Annotated in this window: 19 protein-coding genes; 6 read left to right on the forward strand and 13 right to left on the reverse strand. The window is 72.7% G+C overall.

Going from position 1 to position 20,307, the window contains the following annotated elements; genetic code table 11:
• Positions 1-81 precede the first annotated feature (81 nt).
• From ABD879_RS09775 to ABD879_RS09795, 5 genes are all read right to left on the reverse strand, one after another.
• Positions 82-1,026 (reverse strand): aromatase/cyclase, encoded by a 945-nt coding sequence (locus tag ABD879_RS09775; protein WP_345019656.1) that lies wholly within the window; start codon positions 1,024-1,026, stop codon positions 82-84.
• A gap of 93 nt (positions 1,027-1,119) precedes the next feature.
• Positions 1,120-1,905, reverse strand: a complete 786-nt coding sequence (locus ABD879_RS09780) for a 3-oxoacyl-ACP reductase (protein WP_345019658.1) — start codon at positions 1,903-1,905, stop codon at positions 1,120-1,122.
• A 383-nt stretch (positions 1,906-2,288) separates the two neighbouring features.
• Positions 2,289-2,543, reverse strand: a complete 255-nt coding sequence (locus ABD879_RS09785; RefSeq protein ID WP_345019660.1) for an acyl carrier protein — start codon at positions 2,541-2,543, stop codon at positions 2,289-2,291.
• Positions 2,544-3,227: 684 nt separating this feature from the next.
• Entirely contained in the window at positions 3,228-3,896 is a 669-nt protein-coding gene (locus tag ABD879_RS09790; protein WP_345019663.1) for a hypothetical protein, read from the reverse strand.
• A gap of 833 nt (positions 3,897-4,729) precedes the next feature.
• Positions 4,730-5,620 (reverse strand): ADP-ribosylglycohydrolase family protein, encoded by an 891-nt coding sequence (locus tag ABD879_RS09795; protein WP_345019665.1) that lies wholly within the window; start codon positions 5,618-5,620, stop codon positions 4,730-4,732.
• Positions 5,621-5,729: 109 nt separating this feature from the next.
• Here ABD879_RS09795 and ABD879_RS09800 point away from each other — a divergent pair, with 109 nt between their 5' ends.
• Entirely contained in the window at positions 5,730-6,164 is a 435-nt protein-coding gene (locus tag ABD879_RS09800) for an archease (RefSeq protein WP_345019667.1), read from the forward strand.
• Between the two features lie 17 nt (positions 6,165-6,181).
• On the opposite strand, the gene ABD879_RS09805 is transcribed toward ABD879_RS09800, so the two are convergent.
• Complete coding sequence (locus ABD879_RS09805; protein ID WP_345019670.1) at positions 6,182-7,594, reverse strand: RtcB family protein; 1,413 nt, start codon at positions 7,592-7,594, stop codon at positions 6,182-6,184.
• A complete protein-coding gene (locus ABD879_RS09810) occupies positions 7,591-8,238 on the reverse strand; it encodes a dienelactone hydrolase family protein (RefSeq protein WP_345019673.1) in 648 nt (215 codons plus the stop codon). The genes ABD879_RS09805 and ABD879_RS09810 overlap by 4 nt, the downstream gene beginning before the upstream one ends.
• A gap of 142 nt (positions 8,239-8,380) precedes the next feature.
• Between ABD879_RS09810 and def the strand changes: the two genes are divergently transcribed.
• Together def and ABD879_RS09820 are read left to right on the forward strand one after the other, a co-directional pair.
• A complete protein-coding gene (gene def / locus ABD879_RS09815) occupies positions 8,381-8,899 on the forward strand; it encodes a peptide deformylase (RefSeq protein ID WP_345019675.1) in 519 nt (172 codons plus the stop codon).
• A 353-nt stretch (positions 8,900-9,252) separates the two neighbouring features.
• Complete coding sequence (locus tag ABD879_RS09820) at positions 9,253-9,417, forward strand: hypothetical protein (protein ID WP_345019677.1); 165 nt, start codon at positions 9,253-9,255, stop codon at positions 9,415-9,417.
• Between the two features lie 54 nt (positions 9,418-9,471).
• Here the strand turns inward: ABD879_RS09820 and ABD879_RS09825 are convergent, their stop codons facing one another.
• The 4 genes from ABD879_RS09825 to ABD879_RS09835 all read right to left on the reverse strand — a co-directional run bounded on the left by ABD879_RS09825 (position 9,472) and on the right by ABD879_RS09835 (position 13,168).
• On the reverse strand, positions 9,472-10,791 hold the full coding sequence (locus ABD879_RS09825; RefSeq protein WP_345019680.1) for a tetratricopeptide repeat protein: 1,320 nt from the start codon (positions 10,789-10,791) through the stop codon (positions 9,472-9,474).
• Between the two features lie 627 nt (positions 10,792-11,418).
• The gene (locus tag ABD879_RS09830) at positions 11,419-11,832 is read right to left on the reverse strand and encodes a hypothetical protein (protein ID WP_345019682.1); all 414 of its coding nucleotides are present in this window, start codon (positions 11,830-11,832) and stop codon (positions 11,419-11,421) included.
• 91 nt (positions 11,833-11,923) lie between these two features.
• Positions 11,924-12,316 (reverse strand): SSI family serine proteinase inhibitor, encoded by a 393-nt coding sequence (locus tag ABD879_RS32935; RefSeq protein WP_378270789.1) that lies wholly within the window; start codon positions 12,314-12,316, stop codon positions 11,924-11,926.
• A 717-nt stretch (positions 12,317-13,033) separates the two neighbouring features.
• On the reverse strand, positions 13,034-13,168 hold the full coding sequence (locus ABD879_RS09835; RefSeq protein ID WP_345019684.1) for a hypothetical protein: 135 nt from the start codon (positions 13,166-13,168) through the stop codon (positions 13,034-13,036).
• Between the two features lie 656 nt (positions 13,169-13,824).
• On the opposite strand from ABD879_RS09835, the gene ABD879_RS09840 reads away from it, so the two are divergent.
• Positions 13,825-15,300 carry a CYTH and CHAD domain-containing protein gene (locus ABD879_RS09840; RefSeq protein ID WP_345019687.1) on the forward strand — a complete coding sequence of 492 codons (1,476 nt, stop codon included), beginning with the start codon at positions 13,825-13,827 and terminating at the stop codon, positions 15,298-15,300.
• Here ABD879_RS09840 and ABD879_RS09845 read toward each other — a convergent pair.
• Positions 15,297-16,295 carry an NUDIX hydrolase gene (locus tag ABD879_RS09845; protein WP_345019689.1) on the reverse strand — a complete coding sequence of 333 codons (999 nt, stop codon included), beginning with the start codon at positions 16,293-16,295 and terminating at the stop codon, positions 15,297-15,299. The genes ABD879_RS09840 and ABD879_RS09845 overlap by 4 nt on opposite strands.
• On the reverse strand, positions 16,288-18,372 hold the full coding sequence (locus ABD879_RS09850; protein ID WP_345019691.1) for an RNA degradosome polyphosphate kinase: 2,085 nt from the start codon (positions 18,370-18,372) through the stop codon (positions 16,288-16,290). The genes ABD879_RS09845 and ABD879_RS09850 overlap by 8 nt, the downstream gene beginning before the upstream one ends.
• Positions 18,373-18,543: 171 nt before the next feature.
• Between ABD879_RS09850 and ABD879_RS09855 the strand changes: the two genes are divergently transcribed.
• Entirely contained in the window at positions 18,544-18,966 is a 423-nt protein-coding gene (locus ABD879_RS09855) for a phage holin family protein (protein WP_345019693.1), read from the forward strand.
• Complete coding sequence (locus ABD879_RS32940) at positions 18,963-20,237, forward strand: DUF3618 domain-containing protein (protein WP_378270792.1); 1,275 nt, start codon at positions 18,963-18,965, stop codon at positions 20,235-20,237. The genes ABD879_RS09855 and ABD879_RS32940 overlap by 4 nt, the downstream gene beginning before the upstream one ends.
• The last annotated feature ends 70 nt before the right edge of the window (positions 20,238-20,307 follow it).

Genomic DNA, 20,307 nt, shown 5'->3' on the forward strand with positions numbered 1-20,307 from the left:
CGCCCCGACGGAGCCGCGGGCGGCGGGGCGGGTGAACGGGGTGGGTGAACGGAGCGGGGTCGACGGGCGGGGCCGGCGGGGTCAGCGGCGGCTCTCGGCGTACTCCTTGGCATGGCCGAGGGTCGCGGAGCTGTTGCCGCTGAGCGCGGTCCGCACGAACGTGCGGGCCCGGTCCAGGTCGGCGTCCTCGCCGAGCACCTTGGCGATGTTGTCGGTGTTGATGATCACCGTGTGCTGGGACGTCGCGGTGACACCGCCGTCGTGCTCGGTCAGCAGCCAGTAGCCGGTGTGCAGGTTCATCAGCGCGGGCAGCACCAGCTGCTTGTAGACGATCTTGTGGTGCGGGAAGCACACCCGCACCGACTCGGTGGTGTGGGTGGAGCCGTCCTTGGTGCGGGTGTCCATCCGCAGCACCTGCAGGCCCGGCGTCTCCTCGGTCAGGCGGACCTCGGCGACGTGCGGCAGCCGCTCCTTCCACAGGTTCGCCTCGTTGAGGAAGTCGTAGACGTCCTTGGCGGACCCGTCGATCTCGACGGTGTCCTCGAACGACAGCAGGACGTCCTGCTCTCCGGCGACCAACTCGGCATTGCTCTTCAGGGCGGCCAGCTCGGCGGTGCTGTTGCGGTCGACGGCCCGGTCGATCCAGGCCAGCTTCTCGGGGTCGTCGTCCACCGCGCGGTAGTCGTGCAGCAGCCGGACCCGGGACGTGTCCGCCGTCAGCGGCTCGATGATCCAGGTGCCGCCCATGGCCGCCACCGGCGGGCTGGACACCTCCTGGCGGAACTCGATGCGCAGCCGCTCGCGGTCGAGCCGCCGCCGCGACGTCCAGTTCTTGATCTCGCCGTTGGCGGTGGCCCAGATGCGGATGCGCTCCTCGGTGTCGCCCTTGTCGACGTGGTCGACGTACACGGTCGGCGGGAACAGCCGGGGCCAGTTCTCCACCTGGGCGATCAGGTCGTACACCTGGGCCGCGGGGGCGGCCACGGTGATCTCGTGCTCCACCTCGCGGACGCCGTCGGTCGCCATCTGTTCTCCTTCGGGGTTGGCGGGCCGTGTTCTGGGCGCGGTCTCGGCCGTGGCCGGGACGCGCGGTCGGGTCAGAGGGGCCGGGCGGCGGGCTCAGAAGTTGCCCAGGCCGCCGCAGACGTTGAGCGCCTGGGAGGTGATCGACGCCGCGGTGTCGGAGACCAGGTAGCCGACCAGGCCGGCGACCTCCTCCGGGGTGGAGTAGCGGCCCAGCGGGATCTTGGCCTGGAACTTCTCCAGGACGGCCTCCTCGCTGGTGTCCCAGGCCGCCGCGTAGCCCTCCCGGACCCGCTGGGCCATCGGGGTCTCGACATAGCCGGGGCAGACCGCGTTCACCGTGATCCCGGTCGGCGCCAGCTCGTTGCCCAGCGCCTTGGTGAACCCGACGACGCCGTGCTTGGAGGCCGAGTAGGGGGCGCCCAGCACCACGCCCTGCTTGCCCGCCGTCGAGGCGATGTTGATGATGCGGCCGCGCGACTTGCGGCGCATCCCGCCGGTGTTCAGCACCTCGCGCGTCATGAGGAAGACGCTGTTGAGGTTGGTGTTGATGACGTCGAACCACAGCTCGTCGGCGATGTCGGCGGTGACCCCGCCGCCGCTGCGGCCCGCGTTGTTGACCAGCACGTCGATCGTGCCGTAGCGGTCCACGGCGGCCTGGACGAACGCGCGGATCTGCGCGGCGTCGCGGACGTCGCACGCGGTTCCGTCCACCTCCAGCCCTTCGCCGCGCAGCTGCTTGACCGTGTCCCGAACGCTGTCGGCGGACCGCGCGCAGAGGTACGCGCGGTGTCCCTGTTCGGCCAGCAGCCGGGTCACCGCCAGCCCGATTCCGCTGGTGCCGCCGGTGACGATCGCGACGAGGTCTGCTTGGTTCGGCATGCTCTCTCCCTGGTGGTGTCGGTGCCCTGCTGAGTGCCTGCGCGCCGGTCCCGGCACCGGCGCCTCGAATACCGGGTCCCCCGCGTATCCGCGTTCCGACTGCCGGCGCCCCGGGGCGCCGATGCCCCGGTTACCGGTGTTCCGAGCGCCTGCACCCCGGGTGCCAGCGCCCAGGCCGGCGTGCCGACACAAGCTGGGTGCCAGTGGCCACGCCGAGGTGCCGGTGCCCAAGCCGAGGCGCCGGTACCCAAGCCGAGGCGCCGGTACCCAAGCCGAGGCGCCAGTGGTCCGGGCCGGATGCAGGGCCCAGGCCGGGGTGCCGGTGCGCCGGGCGTCGGCGGTCTGGGGATTCGGGGCGGATGGATGCGTGGTCGCCGCGGGGGTCAGGCGGCGCCGGCCGCCGCGAGATGCCGGTTCACCACGTCCAGCAGCGCGGCCGGCGTCTCGACCTCGGTGAGCGTGTCGTCGTCCAGCCGGACGCCGTACTCGCGCTCGATGCGGCTGCCGGTCTCCAGCAGTGCCAGCGAGTCGTAGCCGAGGTCGGCGAAGGGCTGGTCGGCGGCGCCGGGTCCCAGTTCGATGCCCGCCGCCTCGCGCAGAATGCGCCCGAGGTCGTCAATGGTGATCGCAGTCGCCATCGTGGGTTCCTTTCGTGCGAGACGGGACGGTGCCCGGACATGACGACGGCCGGACCGTTTGCGGACACGGTCCGGCCGATGGCGATAAAAGTCGGTCGTGAGATCGAAAAAGCGCCGGCACTCACCCGCGGAAAGCGGAGCGGTAACGGCGGGAAGGGCGGCGGGGAAAATGCGCCGCCGACGATCGGGCCGGGAGGATTCGGGCAGCCCTCGCCTGGCAGCAAGAGCGTGACATCCGCCCCGCTCGACTGTCAACCCCCACCGCATGCACCCCTCTGACCTGCATGTTCACCGTTTCGGTGCGGGGAGGCGACGGATCGGGGGCGCCGTCCGCAACGCGAAGGGGGCGCCGCCCGGCCGCGCGTGGCGGTCGGGCGGCGCCCCCTTCTCCTGTGCTTTCGCACCCCGTGATCCGAGGGGGATCGGTGCGCTCACCGGGCACGCCGGTCAACCCACCGAGCGGAGCTCAGATTTCGGCGGATCGAACGCGGGACGAGGTCGGCGACCGGCGAGGGGAAGCGATTATCACGGCCAGCTCGTCAAGGTCGTACAGTGCACGGCCGGGGGTTCCGTAGCGGGTCAGCTTCCCCCGGCTCGCCCATTTGCGGATGGTCGCTTCGGAGACTCCCGCGGCGAGGGCGGCGAGCTCGGTGGGAACCGCGCGGCGCGGTTGCGACCTGGCAATCATCGGATCTCCTTGACACGTCGCGAAATCTGATCCTGGTTCATCCGGGCGAACAGCTCCAGCCACCGGCTCGGTGGCCACGTATGCCCTCGGTCGCATCGGACGTCGGTGGGCCGCACCTCCTCTCCGCTCCCGCTCAACGCGTACATCTCGCCGTCGCAGCCGGTGTGCACGCACGTGCCGAGGACGCGGCGGACCGCCTTCGGGCCGTGCAGCGCCCGGCGCGCCTGGTCGGCCACGGCCACGATCTCGGCGGCGAACTCGGCGCCGCCGTCGTGGGCCAGCAGCCAGTCCAGATGCCGCACCAGATACCGGCACAGGTCGCCGACCTCGCGCCGGGCCGGCCGCGCCACCCGCCGCTGCTCGGCGACCAGTCCCGCCCAGCAGGCGAGCACGGCGAGCATGTCGGAGCGGGCCGCCATCAGGGCCTCATCGAGCGCCGGCCCGGTCCGCCGACCGCCGGTGATCCGCTCGGTCAGCATCCACGAGGACGGCACGAGCGCCTGCTCGCACTCGGCGTACAGCACGGGCAGCCGCCTCAGGTCCGCCTCGACGCGCCGGCGGCACCGCACGCACAGCCGCGGGGCGACCGGGGGCGCCTGCCCCCGCGAACGCGGCCCGGCCGTCCGCTCGCAATCCCGCGCGGCGCACACCATTCTTCCCGCCATTCGACCGTTCCCTTTCGGATGGGCGTGGACACGACCTGCTGGAATGGACTTGGTCCACAAATTTCCGGGCACCGCTCACCGGCCCGGCGGACGGCGCCGTCCGCCGGGCACGCCTCATCGCAGTGCTATGCGCTGGTTGTCATCGGGACGCGGGCACGACGCGCCTGGAAAGATCAGTGGTATATCGCGTCGGAGACTTCGTCGACGGGCCGGTCATCGCCCGTTCGCTTCCGCGGACACAGGACTAAGAGCAGCGTCAACGGCATCCCTGGCAGGCTCGGAGGGCTGACTGGAGTGATCCCGAATGGGACCGGAGGGCGTCCCGCGGGGCGGCGCCGGGAGCGGCGGGGGTGGTGGGGGTGGCGATGCCGCGGCCGACGGACGTGCTCGCCACCTGCCGATCCACGCGCCGAACGCCGCGGTCCACCGGCACCCCGGAGCCACCCGAGGCGGACTCGCCTACTATCACAAACTATCAGTTTGCCACGAACTCATGGATAGCAGCTAAAACCAACCGCCGATCACAAGTCAAGACGATCTGCTGTTACATGCCATGGCGAGCCCGGTAAACTCGACATAAAACCAGTGGTCAGCCAGGTGTCCGCTGATCAGGCGTGGCCACGTGAGGCCATCCGGACCAGCTCGTTCCGATTGACGAACGAGGCGGGCTGTGCAATAGCTCACATCATCCCGCAGGAGGGTTGATTCCTCAAACGCTTCCGTCGGCGCCGCCCCGCCGCCCAATTGAGAACGATCTTCAGATAATGCGGGCGCGGGCGACCGACCGGGCCGCCCCGCACGCGACGGCGCGCGCCCGCATCGGCGCCGGCGGGTCAGCTCCAGAGCCAGCCGGGCAGCGGCTCGCGGGCCTCCAGCCACTCCTCGGGGATACAGGACGTGCCGTGGTGGGCGGCGATGACGCCGCCGACGATGGCGGCCATGGTGTCCATGTCGCCGCCCACTTCGACGCACGTCCGCAGCGCCGCCGGATAGTCGTCCAGCCGGGTGGCGACCGTCCACAGCGCGAACGGCACCGTGTCGGGGGCGCTGATCTGCGAGCCGTTGCCGAGTTCGGCGGCGACCTCGGCGGCGGGGCGGTCCAGCAGCTCCTTGGCCCGGCGCAGGCCGTCGTGCACGTAGCCCTCGGTGACGTGGGCCAGCGCCGTGTCGATCAGCTCCGGCCCGGCCAGCGTCCCGCCGCGTGCCGCGGCCGCGTGGGCGGCGGCCACGGCGATGGCGACCGCGCCCGCGACGCCCTCCGGATGGGCGTGGGTGACCTCGGACGCGGCGGCGGCCTGCGCGGCGGCCCGGTCGAGGTCGTCGTGGAACCAGGCGCCGAGGGGGGCGATCCGCATCGCGCCGCCGTTGCCCCACGACCCGGACCCCTTGAACAGCCCCCGGCTCAGGGCGCGCCACTCGCCGCCGCGCCGGATCCCGTCGATCAGCTGGATGGCGCCGTAGCCGTAGTTGCGGTGGGGCTCGGCGCGTTCGGCGAACGCGCGGGCCAGGATGGTCTGGTCGATCTCGCCGAACCGCGTCAGGACGTCCAGCACCGAGCAGGCCATCTGGGTGTCGTCGGTCCAGGGCCACCGGCCGTCCGTGCACGTGGGCGACGTGACCCGCAGGTGGGGCTCGAAGCCCCGTTCGCCGAAGGCGTCGCCCACCGAGAGGCCGGTGAGGGAGTCCAGTGCGAGGGTCTGACGGGTGGTGGTGGAGACCGGCATTCCGCGATTGTGGTCGCCTGCGTCGGGCCCCGCAAGGCATTCGGGGCGACGACGCGGGCCGGTCCCGGCCGCGCGGCTGAACGAGGGGAGCCGGGGTAGTGGTGGACGCATGGCCGGTGAGACGAACGCGGCGTCCGGTCACCGGACGGCGCCGCACACCGCCGACCTGCGGATCGAGGCGTGGGCGCCGACACGCGAGGGCTGCGTCGCCGAGGCCGTGGCCGGGCTGGTGGACGCGTTCGCCGACCGCTCGAAGGTCCCGCCGCTGGGCGTGCGCGAAGCCGAGATCGGCCCCGCCGCGGACGCGGACCTGCTGGTCGCCGCGCTCGACGAGGTGATCTACCGGCTCGACGCCGCCGGCGAGCTCGTCCTGGCCGCCGACGTCGCGGCCCGCGACGGCGACCGGCTCCGGCTGCGGCTGACGGTCGGGGACGCGCGGCGGGCCGAGGCGACCGGCGCGGTCCCGAAGGCGGCCTCCCTGCACGGCCTGAGTTTCGCCGAGCGGCACGGCACGTGGGCGTGCGCGGTGACGGTGGACGTCTGAGCCCGGCGCCCGCGGCGTCAGCCCTTGACGACGCCCACAGGCACCAGCCGGGCGACCTTGCGGCACAGTCCGGCGCCCTCGGTGGCCTCGATGACGGCGGTGACGTCCTTGTAGGCGGCGGGCGCCTCCTCGGCGAGGCCGCGCCAGGACGCGGCGCGCACCGCGATGCCGCCGGACTCCAGCCGGGCCCGCAGGTCGCGTCCGCTGACGCCGCGCGCGGCCTGGTGACGGCTCTGCACGCGCCCGGCGCCGTGGCAGGCGGAATGGAACGCCCGCCCTTCCGTGACGCCGGTGAGCACGTAGGACGCGGTGCCCATCGTCCCGGGGACAAGGACCGGCTGGCCGACGTCGCGCAGATCCGGGGGCAGTTCGGGGTGGCCCGGCGGAAAGGCCCGCGTGGCGCCCTTGCGGTGCACGCACACCCGGCGCCGCCGCCCGCCGATCCGGTGGTCCTCCAGCTTGGCGAGGTTGTGCGACACGTCGTACACCAGGTCGAGCCGCACGCCCGCGATCCGCTGGAACACCCGCCGCGCGGCCTGGGCGAGCAGCTGCCGGTTGACGCGCCCGTAGTTGGCCGCCGCCGCCATCGCGCCGAGATACGCGCGTCCGGCGGGCGACTCGACGGGCGCGCAGGCGAGCTGGCGGTCCGGCACGCGGATGCCGTGCCGGGGCATCTCCCGTTCCATGACCTGCACGTGGTCGGTGCAGATCTGGTGGCCGAGCCCGCGCGACCCGCTGTGGATCATCACGCAGATCTGGCCGCGGCGCAGCCCGAACGCCGCGGCCACGGCCTCGTCGTACACCTCGGCGACCCGCTGCACCTCCAGGAAGTGGTTGCCGGAGCCGAGGCTGCCGACCTGCCCGAGGCCGCGTTCCACGGCGCGGGTCCCGACCTGCCCGGGGTCCGCGCCGGCGACGACGCCGCCGTCCTCGCAGCGGTCCAGGTCGCGCTGGACGCCGTGGCCGCGTTCGACCGCGAACCGCGCGCCGCCGGTGAGGACGCCGTCCATCTCCTTGGCGTCGTGCAGCCTCCAGACGGCGCCCTTGGCCATGCCGCGCGGCACGGCGACGTCGAGGGCGTCCATGACGTCCGCCAGCACGGGCCGCAGCCCGGCGCCGTCGACGTCGGCGGCCAGCAGCCGCACCCCGCAGGAGATGTCGAACCCGACGCCGCCCGGTGAGACGACCCCGCCCTCGGCCGGGTCGGTGGCGGCCACCCCGCCGATCGCGAAGCCGTAGCCCCAGTGGACGTCCGGCATCGCGTAGGAAGCCTCCACCACGCCGGGCAGTCGCGCCACGTTCGCGACCTGTTCGAGCGCCTGGTCCGCGCCGTGCAGCAGCGTCCGGGAGGCGAACACCACCCCGGGGACGCGCATCCCGCCGGTGGGCTCGATCCGGTAGCGGTACGGCCCGTCCTCCAGCAGCCTCATGGCCTCAGGTGCGTCGCGAACCACCGGGTGGCCAGCTCGGTGACCTGCTCCAGCGCGCCCGGCTCCTCGAACAGGTGGGTCGCCCTCGGGACGATCTTCAACTGGTGGGCGGCGCGCAGCCGGTGCCTGGCCAGGTCGTTCAGCTCCAGTACCCGCGGGTCGGCGCCGCCCACGATCAGCAGGACGGGCGCCCGCACCCGCCCCAGCGCGTCGTCCGCCAGGTCGGGGCGGCCGCCCCGCGACACGACGGCCTTGACCGCGTCGGGCCGCTCGGCGGCCGCGGCCAGCGCGCCCGCCGCGCCGGTGCTGGCGCCGAACAGGCCGATGGGCAGGCCCGCGGTCTGGGGCTGCTCCCCCAGCCAGTCGACGGCGCCCACCAGCCGCCGCGCCAGCAGGCCGATATCGAAGCGCAGCGCGGCCGTCTCGGCGTCCACGCGCTCCTCGTCGGCGGTGAGCAGGTCCAGCAGCAGCGTGCCGAACCCGGCGGTGTTCAGCCCGGACGCCACGGCGCGGTTGCGCGGGCTGAACCGCGAGCTCCCGCTGCCGTGTGCGAACAGCACGACCCCGTCGGCCCGGTCGGGCACCACGAGGTCGCCGTCCAGGGCCGCGTCCGGGAGCGCGACCGTGACACCGGTGGTGATCATCGCTGTTCCCCGTGCTCTCGTACGGCCGGTCCTTCCAGACCGCCGTACCCGCGCACGGCCGTCTCACCCGGGTGATCCGTCCGCGGGCCGCGTCCGTACCCGCATGCGCCTACGATGCAAGCGGACCGAGGGAGGGCGTCAGATGGCCGGACAGGCGAGACCGATCACACTGGTGGGCGAGCCCGTGCTGCACCGCCCATGCCGCACCGTCACACAGTTCGACGAGGAGCTGGCGCGCCTGGTGGACGACATGTTCGCCAGCATGTACGAGGCCGACGGGGTGGGCCTGGCCGCCAACCAGATCGGTGTGGACCTGCGCGTGTTCGTCTACGACTGCCCGGACGAGGACGACCGGCGGCAGAAGGGCGTCGTGGTCAACCCCACGCTCGTCCTGCCCGACGGCCCCGACCGGCGACTGGACGACGGCGAGGAGGGCTGCCTGTCGGTGCCGGGCGCCCACGCCCCCGTGGCCCGCCCCGACCGGGCCACCTGCCACGGCTTCGACGTCACCGGCGCCCCCGTCACGGTCGAGGGCACCGGCCTGCTGGCCCGCTGCCTGCAACACGAGACCGACCACCTGAACGGCAAGCTCTACATCGACCGCCTGCCGGCCCGGGTCCGCAAGCAGATCCTGAAGGACGTCGAGGCCGCCCGCTCCTGAGTGCGGGCCGGCACGTGCGGGCGCCCCCGGTTCGGCGCGGCGGGGCGCCCAAAAAAATGCGCGAAACCGTAGTTGACACCGAACACCCCGATCAGGCTAATATTCAGCGCATGGAGCTGTGATTCCTTCTGGGTTGAGCCGACCGCGGCGCATACGCCGCCCCGCTCCCCATCCCTCATCTCACCAGCCGCCGGGTCAAGCCTCTCACCAGCGCTGACGTCTGCCCGGCGCGTTTTCATCCAGTCATCTGCACGGCCGTCCGACGCGTGTCCGCACGGGCCCTTTTTCGGCCTGCGCCGATGTGCGCCGACCCGGTACGGCCGTTTCTCGAGCCTGCCCGGAGGTAATTCCTCATGCGTGCCGTTCACCCGCACCCCGAGTCCGGCGATTTCGTTTCCAAGGCCGGAAAAAAGAGCAAGAAGCGCAACAAGTACCGCGACCCGAAGGCGGCCGTGTTCGCGCAGCAGCGCCGCAACGCCCGCCGGATGCCGAACCGCCAACTGCAGCGCGGTCGCTGACCACCGCCGGGCCGCCCGGGCTCCTCGTCCGGGCGGCCCGGCCGTCCCTTGCGGTCAGGCCGGCCGGGCGTGGCCGCGCTGGACGAGCCACTGGAGCCACCGGGTGGCCTCCTCGTTGCGGCCCGACCGGACCAGCAGATCCATCAGCAGGGTGACCGCCTCCACGTCCTCGGCGTCGGCGGCGCGGCGCAGCCACGTCTCGGCCTCGTCGAGACGGCCGGTCTCCTTCAGCAGCCTGCCCAGGTTGCGGAAGGCCGCCGGAATGCCCGCGTCCGCGGCGCCGCGCAGCAGCGGCTCGGCCTCGTCGTAGCGCCGCTGGTCGAGCAGGTCGCGGGCGGCGGCGTTCATCGCGGGCGGGTATCCGGCGTCGGCCGCCTTCATCAGGTAGGGGACGGCTTCGCGGTAGCGGCCCTGCCCGTTCAGCAGCACGCACAGATTGAACATCGCCGGGATGTGCCCGGCCTCGGCCGCCCGCCGCAGCCACGACTCGGCCCGCTCCGGGTCGGTTTCGACCAGGTCGTTGCCGAGGTTGTACATGGCGTCCAGGTGGCCGTGCTCGGCGGCCCGCCCGTACCAGTCGCGGCTGTCCGCCGCCTGTCCCGTCTCGCCGAGCAGGACGCCCAAATTGAACATGGCCTGCGGCTCCCCGGCGTCGGCGGCCTGCCGGAGCCAGCGCTCCGCCTCCTCCAGCCGTCCCGACTGCGCCAGGAAGACGCCCAGGTTCGTCACCGACAGCGCCCGGCCCGTCTCGGCTGCGGCCCGGTGCCAGCGCTCGGCCTCCTCCATGCGCCGCCCGGACGCGCACCACCGGGCCAGCTCCGTCATGGCCGCGGGGTCGCCCGCCTCGGCCGCCCGCGTGTACCAGTGCTCGGCCTCCTCCGCCCGGCCCTCCCCCTGCGCCGTGCGTCCGAGATGCAGCATCGACTCGGTGTCCCCGGCCTCGGCCGCCCGCTCGAACCACCCGCGCGCCTCGGCGTCCCGCCCGGAATCGGCGCACATGACCGCCAGATTGACCATTCCGTGGACGACCCCCAGCTGCGCCGCCCGGCGGAACAGCTCCTCGGCCTCGCCCGCGCGCTGCGGATCGCGCAGCAGCAGCGCCCCGAGATTGACGATCGCCTGCACCTCGCCCGCGTCGGCCGCGGCCCGCAGCCACCGCTCGGCCTCCCCCGTGCGCCCCGTGCCGCTGAGCAGCGTGCCGAGGTACTTCATGGCCATCACATGACCGGACTCGGCCGCGGCGGCATACCAACGTTCGGCCTCCTCCGCGCGACCGTCCCGCTCGCACATCAGCCCGAGCTGCGCCTGCGCCTCGGTATCCCCGCCCTCCGCGGCCACCCGGCACGCCTGTTCCTCATGCCACGTCCTGGTCATGCCGCCCCTCTCACGCCCGTCCGGATCTTCCCGGTCTACGACTCCACCCCCCGCCCCCGGGTTCCCCACACTCCGGACGCACTGGCCACGGCGCACCCACGGTCGAGCCACGCGGGCTAGGCCATGTCCGGTGGATCCTGGTGTACGGCTGTGGTTGATCTTGAGAGGCAGCAGGTCGGCACTCGGAGGCGTCCGCCGCCCCACGGCATCGCGGTCGAACGCCGCACCGCCCACCCCGAAATGAGGCCCGGCATCGCTCCCCACACCGGGCCCGGCCTGCACCACCCGGCCGGAGCACCCCGCCACCGCGCCGCTGCGGACCCACCACGATCCGCCGGACACGCCTCGGGCCCTGTCCGGCGGATCTCGGCAGCCGGATCGTCCACCGCCCGTGCGGCACCGCCGCCATGTGCAAGCGGGCCGGGACGGCAGCCGCCCCTCCGCCTCCGGCGCCGCACCGTCACCAACCCGACTGAAGCACCGACGCGGCAGCGCCACCCGCCAGGCCAAGCGCGCACCACCGGGCCGGGACCACCGCTCCACCATGCTCCGCCGGACACGCCATAGCGGTGTGATACGAGACGCGGCCCGCAGGCGGTCGTTCAGACGGGGCAGCCCTCCAGGCGCTCACCGGGGGCGCGCCGGTGAACGGAGCAGAGCCTCAAGACGGGTGACGACCGGGCGCCAGTCCTCGGGGAGCCGGTGGCAGCGGGTCGCGCGCCAGCCGCGGTGGGCGAGCGTGTAGGTGAAGTGGTCAGGGATGTTGCACCAACGGCGCGAGGACGTCCGGGTGGTGACGCCGTCCAGCGCCTGGCGGAGGTCGCGGAACCGCGCCTCGTCCAGTGTGAATTCGGCGGTACGTCCTCGGCCGGTGGTGACCGTTCCGTCGCGGTGGACGACGACCGTTTCGCCGACACCGGCGAAACCGCCGCTCCGCGTGTACGAGACGAGCATTTCGGAGGACGCCGGAGACGTCAGGGAAAGCGCCGCGACACCCGCGACGGCAATATATGGGAACATCGATGGAAATACCTCGCACATTTCATGGCGAGTCGTCGGCGTGGAACCCCGCACACCTTCCACACCGACGACTCGCCGACCCAGCCACCCCGGTGGGTCTTCCAGGGAAGCCTCAGAATTTGAACAGCACGCCGCCGGTGCCCCGGATGGCCGCGCACCGGTTGGCGAAGGTCCGGGAGTAGACACGCGGCCTGCCCTTCCAGGTCCCGTGCGCACGGACCCGCACAGGCGCGTACTCGAGCGTGCACCGGCCGGGCCGCTCCGGCAGGCGCGCCACCTTGCCGTTGACGCGTCGCAGCTGGTCACAGGCTCGCTTCGGGGCAGGGTGAGACCCTCCGTCCGGCCCGCACCGCAAGCTGACGCTCGCGACCCGGCCCGTCCCCTGCACCGGGGCGACGGTGAGCCGGTAGCCGCCGACCGGCTCCGTCGCCTCGGCGGCGGCCGGCGCCGCCCACGGAATCGCGACCATTCCCCCGATGACGGCCAGCGTCTTCCGCACGCACATGTGGAAACCCCCTGGAATTCGCCTGCCACGGTCCGCGGCGCCCGGCGCGGCGACATCCCGATTTGTGGCCGGGATGTCGCCGCCATGAAGGAGCGACGGCGGCCCGCGTGACAGTTCCTTCCCACGGATCGGTCCGCCTCCTTGACACTAAGAAGCCGACCCGCCCGCACACAACCGGGAGTTTTGACCGCATACGGTCATTAGATTGAGATTTGAACCTTGTTGACCAGTTCTGCAAAGTGAGCTGGGGTTTCTCTTACTCACCCCCGCCGACAGGACCCAGGTCACTTCCCGCAATGGCCGTTTCGTGCGAGTCCCACCTCTACGATGTTCTGTTCGGCGTTCTGTTCGGCCACCCCCGCACCGCACGGGCGGGCCCGCAGACCTGGGCAGGACGCCACGGCACCGATGCCAACGACACCCGCCGAGCCCCGGACGGCGGCTGAGACGGCCGGACGGCAGCCCTCAACAGCTACGGCGGCGGCTCCGTGCGGCCCCAACGTCGCGGGCGGACTCGCAGAATCGGGGGCAGGCCGGCTCGGGTTCGGTGCCGGCCATCGCACGTCTGCCGGACCAAGGCGGTGATCTGGACGGGTTTCGGCGTGGGGCCCTGACGGCGGGGCGGCGGCGTGCACGGCGACGTCGGCTTCTCGCTGCGTTCCCACGATGTCGGAGCGGCCGTATCGGCAGGCGGGCAGCTCCCGCATGCCATCCCGTTCAGCCCCTGAGGAACGTGGTGACTTCGGACAGCAGTTGGAAGAGGCCGCGTTCGGGGCGGTCCAGATGGACGTGGTGGATGGCGTCCGGCAGGGTGACGGTGCGGGTCCGGGGGGCGCCGGCGAGGTGGTCCATCAGGCGGGTGACGTCCTCGGGGCGGGACCAGAAGTCGCGTTCGCTGCGGATGACCAGGGTGCGGGCATCGATCAGGCTGGCGTCCCAGAACTGGCGTCCCTGGGCGAGGCAGAAGGCCTCGCCGAGGGGCCGGTGGGGTGCGCAAGCCGGGCGGGTCGCGGTCGTCGCTCGCGGGGTCGGCGCGGAGGGCCTCGCGCTGGTAGGCGGCGCGGACGCGGGGGTCGCGCCACCGGTCCTTGTCGGGGATGGGGATGTCCTGGTCCCAGCGCGAGGTCCCAGCGCGAGGTCAGGGCGTCGGCGGTGACGGCGCGCCAGGCGGGCATGGACGCGGGTGGCCGGGACGGTCCGGGTCCTCGTACTCGTCCTGGAGCGGCCGGCGGGACGTGCCCGAGTACAGCGAGTGTGGACGACAGGTCGTGCGCGCCCGCGGCAGCATCTTCGTGTCGACGACGCGGTGACGGCGGCGGAGGGCAGGCCGACGGCGAGCATCAAGGGAGCGCAGCCTTCCCGGTGGGGAGATCGACTCGGCCAGACAGCAACCGCCGGTGAAAGCCGGGCCAAAAGGAAAGACGAGTACATCGCCGGTACGTCCGTTCAGTTTCCGCTGTTGACCTGGCAGCATGAAAACCAACCCACGACGCAAAGGGCGTGATGCCGTGACAGCGGAGCAGGTGGAGATCGAGCGCAAGTACGACGCGGACACCGACTTCACGCTGCCCGAGCTGTCCGACCTGCCCGGGGTGGCCGCCGTGGGACCGGCGCGGTCGCACCACCTGCACGCCACCTACTTCGACACCGACGACCTGCGGCTCGCCGCGCGCGGCATCACCCTGCGGCGGCGGCGCGGCGGCGATGACGCGGGCTGGCACCTGAAGATGCCGGTCGGCCCGGACAGCAGGGCGGAGACGCGCGCGCCGCTCGGGCGGGCGCGGGTCGTCCCGGCCCGGCTGGCGAACCTGGTGGCCGCCTACACGCGCGGTGCGCAGCTGCGGCCGGTCGCCACGCTCGAGACCGAGCGCACCGTGCTGCCGCTGCTGGACGAGGACGGCGCGGTGCTCGCCGAGGTGGCCGACGACGCGGTCACCGGCCACGACCTGCGGGACGACCGCGAGACCGGCACGTCCTGGCGGGAGATCGAGGTCGAGCTGGGCAGCGGGAAGCCGGGGCTGCTGAAGGCCGCGGGCAAGCGGCTGCGCAAGGCCGGGGCGCGGCGGTCGGCGTCGTCGTCCAAGCTCGGACGGCTGCTGGACGGCGCCGTCCCGCAGGCCCCGCCGGCGCCGGTCGACGACGGCTCGGCGGGCGCGGCCGTGCAGGCGTATCTGGCCGCCCAGGTCGCGGCCATCCTCACGTACGACCCCAAGGCGCGGGTGGCCGAGGAGGACGCGGTCCACAAGATGCGGGTCGCGGTCCGCCGCATCCGCAGCACGCTGCGGAGCTACCGGCCGCTGCTGGTGCGCGAGCACGTCGATCCGCTGCGGTCCGAGCTGCGGTGGCTGGCCGGGGTGCTCGGCGAGGTCCGCGACCTGGAGGTGCTGCGCATGCGGTTCACCGCGCGGCTGGACGAGCTGGACGCCGGCGGCGCCGGGCGGGAGTGGCTGGACGACATCGCCCGCGAGGAGAGGTCGGCGTACCGGCGGCTCAACGCGGCGCTCAAGGAGCCGCGCTACTTCGCGTTGCTGGACGCGCTGGAGCGGCTGGCCGAAGCCCCGCCGCTGACCGACCGCGCCGCCCGCCGGGCCGCCAAGGAGCTGCCGGGGCCGGTGGCCCGGGCGTGGCGGCGGATGGAGAAGGCGCACGCCGCGATCGCCACCGCCGAGGACGCCGACGAGGCGCGGCACGAGACCCGCAGGGCCGCCAAGCGGGCCCGGTACGCGGCGGAAGCGGCCGTTCCGGTCCTCGGGGACGCCGCGGCACGGGCCGCCCGAGACGCTCGCCGCGTGCAGGAGGTGTTCGGCGGCCACCAGGACGGGGTGATCGCCATGGCGCGGCTGCGGGAGATCGCCGCACGGGTGCGCACTCCCGCGGAGGCGTTCACCGTGGGCGTGCTGTACGGGGCGGAGCGCTGCGAGGCGCAGGCGTCGTTGGACGACCTGGAACGGATCTGGCAGCGGATCGGCGCGCCCGACTTCTAGCAGGCGTGGCGTTCCAGCGCCGCCAGGGCCGGTGCCGTGCCGTCGCTCGGAGCCGACACGTGCACCGTCCAGAACGCCCCTTTGCCGAGCGCGGGGTCGTCGGGTTCCGTCCCGCCCAGCTCGCGGCACAGGAAGGTGACCAGCTCGGACACGATCTCGCCGTGCGTGCAGACCACCAGCGGCTCGGGCGCGGCCGCCCCCTCGGTCGCGACGGCCAGGTCGAGCAGGCGGGCGCACGCCCGCCCGGCGTCGGTGACGCCGATCGTGAACGCCCGGTCGATGACGATCTCGGAACCGGTGCGGCGCGCGAACGGCAGCAGCGTCTCCACGCAGCGCGCCGTCGCCGAGCTGACCAGCCGCCCGGGGCCGTAGGCGAACAGCAGGTCGGCCAGCGTCCGGGCCTGGGCGCGGCCCGGCTCGTCCAGGGGGCGCAGCTCGTCCGGACCGTTCCAGTCGCGTTTCTCGCCCGCCGTGGCGTGCCGCAGGATCACCAGCGGCCGCGTCACCGGCGGCCCGGCGGCGAACTCGCGCAGCAGGTCGGCGTCCAGCGGGTAGGTGAGCCGCCGCTCGGCCTCGGCCACCGGCAGCCAGACCAGCTCGTCCACCTCGTCGTTCGGGGTGAACCGCGCCGACGACACGGCCCGCGCCGCCCAGTAGTCGACGTACTTGGTGCGGCCGTCCTTGGGGTAGACGCAGGTGGGCAGGCGGCGCCCGAGCCGCGCCACGACGCCGGTCTCCTCCTCGACCTCGCGGATCGCGCCGCGCAGCACGTGCTCGTCCCGCTCCAGCTTGCCCTTGGGGAACGACCAGTCGTCGTGGTGCGGGCGGTGGACCAGCGCGACCTCGGGGGCGGGCGTGCCGTCGGTGCCGAGGCCGTCGCCCGGGCGCCACAGCACGGCGCCCGCCGCGCGGATGGGCGGCCGCGTCCCGCCTCCGGGGCCGGGTCCGCCGAGAAGGCGGAGGGTGCCGGGCGCGTCGGGGCGCGGGTCAGCCATCGACGGTCCTCCAGCGGTGGCTGCGGACCAGGTGCGTCTGGATGTCCAGCAGCTTCCCGTTCACCATGGTGGACCGGCGCGTCCACGTGCCGTCGCCGTCCAGCCACCACGTCGCGGTGTCGTCGTCCATGGCCTGGTCGATCAGCCGGATGAGGTCGGCCCGGTGCGACCGGTCGGTCACCCGGACCAGGGCCTCGACCCGCCGGTCCAGGTTGCGGTGCATCAGGTCGGCGCTGCCCAGCCACACCTCCGGGTCGCCGCCGTGCTCGAAGGCGAACACCCGGGAGTGCTCCAGGAACCGGCCCAGCACGCTGCGCACCCGGATCGTCTCCGACAGCCCCGGCAGCCCCGGGCGCAGCGCGCAGATGCCGCGCACCCAGATGTCCACCGGCACGCCCGCCTGCGACGCCCGGTACAGCGCGTCGATGATCACCTCGTCGACCAGGGCGTTGCACTTGACGCGGATGCGGGCGGGCCGTCCGGCGCGGTGGTGCTCGATCTCGCGCTCGATGCGCAGCACCAGCCCCGAGCGCAGGCTGTGCGGGGCCACCAGCAGCCGCTTGAACGAGGTCTGCCGCGAGTAGCCGGTCAGGTGGTTGAACAGCGCGCTGACGTCCTCGCCGACCTCGCGGTCGGCGGTGAGCAGCCCGAAGTCCTCGTACAGCCGCGCGGTCTTGGGGTGGTAGTTGCCGGTGCCGATGTGGCAGTAGCGGCGCAGCGTGCCGTCGGCGTCCTGGCGCACCACCATGGCCAGCTTGCAGTGCGTCTTCAGCCCGACGAACCCGTACACCACATGGCAGCCCGCCTGCTCCAGCTTGCGGGCCCAGGCGATGTTGGCGCGCTCGTCGAACCGGGCCTTCAGCTCGACCACGACGACGACCTGCTTGCCCGCCTCGGCCGCGTCGATGAGCGCGTCCACGATCGGGGAGTCGCCGCTGGTGCGGTAGAGCGTCTGCTTGATCGCCAGTACGCGGGGGTCGGCGGCGGCGTCCTCGATCAGCCGCTGCACGGTGGTGGTGAACGAGTCGTAGGGGTGGTGGACGAGCACGTCGCGTTCGCGGATGGCGGCGAAGATGCCGGCGTCGGCCGCGATCGCCTCCTTGGACGGCACGAACGGCGGGTACTTCAGCTCCGGCCGGTCCAGGTCGGCGATGGCGGCCATGCCGGCCAGGTCCAGCGGGCCGTCCAGCCGGTAGATCTGGTTGTCGTCGATGGCCAGCTCGGTGGTGAGGAACTCCAGCACCTCCGGGGAGATCGAGCTCTCCACCTCCAGCCGGACCACCGGGCCGAACCGGCGGCGCAGCAGCTCGCGCTCCAGCGCCTGCAGCAGGCCCTCGCTGATGTCCTCGTCGATCTCCAGGTCCTGGTTGCGGGTCACCCGGAACGCGTGGTGCTCGACGATCTCCATGCCGACGAACAGCTGCCCGAGATGGGCGGCGATCACGTCCTCCAGCGGGGTGAACCGGTTGGGGGACGCCTCGATGAACCGCGGCAGCAGCGGCGGCACCTTCACCCGGGCGAACAGCGTGCCGTCCCGCTCCGGATCGCGGACGATCACCGCCAGGTTGAGCGACAGGCCGGAGATGTAGGGGAACGGGTGCGCCGAGTCGACCACCAGCGGGGTCAGCACCGGGTAGATCCGGTCGCGGAACAGCCTGCGCAGCCGCTCCTGCTCGGTCTGCGCCAGCTCGTCCCAGCGCAGGATGTCGATGCCCTCCTTGGCCAGCGCGGGGCAGATCTCCTGGTGGAAGGTCGTCGCGTGGCGCCGCATCAGCTCGTGCGCGACGGTGGAGATGCGCTCCAGGACCTCGCGGGGCTGGCGGCCGCTGGCCGACTGCACCGCCAGGCCGGTGGCCATCCGGCGGGCCAGCCCGGCGACCCGCACCATGAAGAACTCGTCGAGGTTGCGGGCGAAGATCGACAGGAACCGCACGCGCTCCAGCAGCGGCAGCGTCGGGTCCTCGGCGAGCTCCAGGACACGCTGGTTGAACCGCAGCCAGCTCTCCTCACGGTCCAGAAAGCGATCTTCGGGCAGCGCTCCCGTACCTTGTCGGGGGTGTCCTGGTTCGACCGTCATCAGGCAAATGATCCCTGGTCAAGGTAAACGTCGGTGAAACGGCGACGTTCCAGCTTGTTGTCGGTAATCAAGTGGTCCCCACTCTTCCCCCTGATCACTCCCGGCCGCCCCGTTAAATCCCCTGGTGAGCGGGTATCGACGAGCTCCCCGTGCAAGGGAGGCGACGTTGCGATGTCCGAACAACTGACCGAGCGGCGTGTCGAAGACCTGGCCGGAGCCTCGACCGCCGAGCTGATCCGGCACCTCAGCGAGCAGAGCGCCCGCCTGGTGCGCGAGGAGCTGCGGCTGGCCCAGCTGGAACTGCGGCACAAGAGCGGCCGCGCCGCCAAGGCCGCCAAGATGTTCGGCGGCGCCGGAGCGCTCGCCCTCTACGGCGGCGGCGCCCTGGTCGCGGCGGCGGTGCTCGCCCTGGCCCTCGTCCTGCCCGCCTGGGCGGCCGCGCTGATCATGGCCGGTGTGCTGTTCGTGGTGGCCGGGCTGATGGCCCTGCAGGGCAGGCGGCATCTGCGCCTCGCCACTCCCCCGGTACGCACCGCCGACAGCGTTCGGGCCGACGTCCACGAGATCCAGCAACGCACCAGGGGCAGGCGATGACCACTTACGACCGTGATCCGCAGGTCGCGGAGCAGCAGCACCGAGTCGAGGAGACGCGCGCCGAACTCGGCGCCACCGTCGCGGCCCTCGCCGCGCGCGCCGACGTCAAGGCCCGCGCCCAGCAGAAGGCCGGCCAGCTCAAGGCCAAGGCCCGCGAGGCGACCCCGGACGCGGCCGTGCACGCCGCCGAAGGCGCCCGCCGCCACCCGCTGACCACCGCCGTCGGCGCCACCGCCGCAGGCGTGGCCGCATACGCCCTGTACCGCGCCATCCGAGGCGGCACCATGCCGCTGGGTGGACGCGGCCCCATCATGCAGCGACGCCAGCCCGGTCTCTTCGGGGGACGCAGCACCCTCGGCCGCGGAAGGCCCACCCGAATCCGCCCCCTGCCCCGCCGCACACACCGAGGCACCACCCTGCGACGCGCCCTAGGCATCACAACCAGTAGAGGCACCCTCGCAACTCGGACCACACATCACCGGGGCGGCCCCCTGCAACGCCTCCTGGGCACCACCCCGAGCAGAGGCACCTTCAGAAGCCGCACCACAATGCACCGGGGCACCACTCTCCAGCGCGCCCTTGGCATCACCCCAAGGGGCGGACTGCTGAGCCGCAGCCACACGGGCCCCACAATCAGACACCGCACCACACTCCACCAAGGCAACACACTCCAACGCGCCCTCGGCATCACTCCAGCGGGCAGGCCCCTCAGCCGCAGCTACACAGGCCCCAAACGCGGCCGCACAATCGGAAGCCGCACCACAATGCACCGGGGCACCACTCTCCAGCGCGCCCTTGGCATCACCCCAAGGGGCGGACTGCTGAGCCGCAGCCACACGGGCCCCACAATCAGACACCGCACCACACTCCACCAAGGCAACACACTCCAACGCGCCCTCGGCATCACTCCGGCGGGCAGACCTCTCAGCCGCAGTTACAAGGGCTCCATGCGACGTGGCGGACGTCCTACCCACCGCGGGGAAACCGCCCTGCAACGCGTCCTGGGCATCACACCTGGCCCGCTGGGAAGCCGCGCTGCAGCTCACCGGGGCAGCCCCCTCCAACGCGCGCTCGGCATCACCCCGAGCAGAGGCCGCACCACCCACTACCGCGGAAACACGCTTCAGCGCACCTTCGGCATCAACCCAGGGGGCAGACGGCCAAGCCGCAGCCACACACAACGCACACGCACAATCGGACGCCGCACCACAATCCATCGGGGCAGCACTCTGCAACGCGCTCTAGGCATCAGCCCCGGCACCCACCGCTGATCCGCACGCGAACCCCACACAAGGCGTCGCACACCGGGAAACCGCACCTCACTACAGCGCGCCCTCGGCA

Source organism: Actinomadura keratinilytica (genome assembly GCF_039539665.1).
GTDB lineage: Bacteria > Actinomycetota > Actinomycetes > Streptosporangiales > Streptosporangiaceae > Spirillospora > Spirillospora keratinilytica.